We start from the raw sequence: 2,734 nt of genomic DNA on the forward strand, positions 1-2,734 counted from the left end.
CCCTCACCCCGGCCCTCTCCCCGGAGGGGAGAGGGGGCAAAAGAGGTTCTTCGCCCGACCGGGGGTAAAGGATCAGCCCTTCGGCGGCGGCGGGGCCAGCACTTCGCGGTTGCCGTTGTGCTGCGGGGCGCTGACCACGCCGTCCTGCTCCATCTGCTCGATCAGGCGGGCGGCGCGGTTGTAGCCGATGCGCAGGTGGCGCTGCACGCCGGAGATCGAGGCGCGGCGCGTCTGCGTGACGATGGCCACGGCCTTGTCGTAGAGCTGGGCGTCGGCGTCGCCGCCCTCCTCGCCTTCCTGCGGCAGGCCGGCGTCGTTGATGAACTTGCCGTCGCCGGTCGCCTGTACCTCTTCCAGCACGCCCTCGATGTACTGCGGGCCGCCCTGCGCCTTCAGCCAGTTCACCACGTTGTGCACCTCGTGGTCGTCCACGAACGCGCCGTGCACGCGCTCGGGCGTGGCGGTGCCGGGCGGCAGGTACAGCATGTCGCCGTGGCCGAGCAGCGCCTCGGCGCCGGACTGGTCGAGGATGGTGCGCGAGTCGATCTTGCTCGACACCTGGAACGCGATGCGGGTGGGGATGTTGGCCTTGATCAGGCCGGTGATCACGTCCACCGACGGGCGCTGCGTGGCCAGCACCAGGTGCACGCCGGCGGCGCGCGCCTTCTGGGCGAGGCGGGCGATCAGCTCCTCCACCTTCTTGCCCACGATCATCATCATGTCGGCGAACTCGTCGATGATGATCACGATGTAGGGCAGCGGCTCCAGCGGCTCCGCGGCGAGGTTGGGCATCTCGGGGTTGGGGCGGAACAGCGGGTCCAGCAGCGGCTGGCCGGCGTTCTCGGCGTCCTTCACCTTCTTGTTGAAGCCGCCGAGGTTGCGCACGCCCACCGCGGCCATCAGCTTGTAGCGGCGCTCCATCTCGGCCACGCACCAGCGCAGCGCGTTCGCGGCTTCCTTCATGTCGGTGACGACCGGCGCCAGCAGGTGCGGGATGCCCTCGTACACCGAGAGCTCCAGCATCTTCGGGTCGATCATGATCATGCGCACGTCTTTCGGGCTCGCCTTGTACAGCAGCGAGAGCACCATCGCGTTCACCGCGACGGACTTGCCCGAGCCGGTGGTGCCGGCCACCAGCAGGTGCGGCATCTTCGCCAGGTCGACCACCACCGGCTTGCCGCCGATGTCCTTGCCCAGCGCCAGCGCCAGCGGCGACTTGGTCTGGTCGTAGCGGTCCGAGCGCAGGATCTCGGACAGGTAGACGATCTGCTTGCGCGTGTTCGGAATCTCGATGCCGATCACGTTCTTGCCGGGGATCACGTCGACCACGCGCACGCTGACCACGGACAGGCCGCGCGCGATGTCCTTGTCCAGGCTGGACACCTGCGAACCGCGCACGCCAGCGGCCGGCTCCATCTCGAAGCGGGTGATCACCGGGCCGGGATACACGCCCACCACCTTGGCCTCGATGCGGAAATCCTTGAGCTTCAGCTCGACCTGGCGCGACAGCACCTCCAGGGTTTCCTCCGAATAGCCCGGCCCCTGTTCCGGCGCCTCGTCCAGCAGCGACAGCGGCGGCAGCTCGCCGGGCGCGGAAGCGCCGGTGAACAGCGGAATCTGCGTTTCCAGCTTCGCGCGCTCGCTCTTCGCCACCGGCAAGGGCGGCGTCTCGATACGCACCGGCTCGCGCTTCGCCTGCTTCACCGCCTCGACCTTCTTCGCCGTCTCGCGCTCGGCGCGTGCCTGCTGCGCCTTGAGCACGTCCGGCGCCTCGCGCAGCTTGCCGCGCAGCCATTCGACCGCACGCAGCGTGGCGTGGCCGGTCCAGTCCATCACCTTGAACCACGACAGCCCGGTGGCCAGCGTCACCGCCACCAGGAACAGCGCCAGCAGCAGCAGCGGCGCGCCCTTGTCGCCGAACGCGGCAAGCAGGCCGCGCGCCACCGCGTGGCCGATCACGCCGCCGGCGCCCTCCGGCGCCATCGAACTCTGCGGGAAGTTGAGCCAGCACAGGCCCGGCGCGGTGATGAAGAAGAACACCGCGCCGATCAGGCGCAGCGAGGATTCCCACGGATGCACCGGCTGCACGCCGCGCTGGCGCAGCACCTGCACGCCCAGCAGCAACAGCAGCAAGGGGAAGAAATACGCCACGCCGCCGAACAGATAACGCAGCAGGTCGGCCACGTAGGCGCCCACCGTGCCGCCCAGGTTGTGCACGTGCGCCGCCGCGCCCACGTGCGACCAGGCCGGGTCCTGCGCGTCGTAGCTGAACAGGCATACCAGCAGGTACAGCGCCAGCGGCAGCAACACCAGCGCGCCGGCCTCGCGCAACCGGCGCTTCACCTCGTCGCTCAGGGCGACCGTTTCCTTCTTGTGTTTGACGTTTGCGCTGGGCGCCACCGGGACAGGCTTCCTTGGATTGCCGAACTACCCGGCAAGTCTACACAGGGAGGGCAGGCTTCAATAGCTTGCGCAAGGGCGGCGCCGGGCAGCCGGCGCGGCCGGACGCCACGCATGGCTTGAATCGGCCGCCCGCCTTCCCCATTCTTGCGGTTCTGTATCGCGCCGCCCCCGGCGACGAAACCTGCGCGGCGGTTGCAGCGAACCACCAGCCACCGCCGGCCACCCTGAGGAACCCGAGCATGACCGCCACCCCCAAGCACACCCGCCTGCTGATCCTCGGCTCCGGCCCGGCCGGCTACACCGCCGCGGTGTACGCCGCGCGCGCCAACCT

At 69.5% G+C, this 2,734-nt stretch carries 1 protein-coding gene; it reads right to left on the reverse strand.

Annotated features, from left to right (window positions below):
• Positions 1 to 72: 72 nt before the first annotated feature.
• On the reverse strand, positions 73 to 2,355 hold the full coding sequence (locus PCA_RS09875; protein ID WP_219918695.1) for a DNA translocase FtsK: 2,283 nt from the start codon (positions 2,353 to 2,355) through the stop codon (positions 73 to 75).
• Positions 2,356 to 2,734: the final 379 nt, after the last annotated feature.

Source organism: Rhodanobacter sp. PCA2 (assembly GCF_013620825.1).
GTDB lineage: Bacteria > Pseudomonadota > Gammaproteobacteria > Xanthomonadales > Rhodanobacteraceae > Rhodanobacter_A.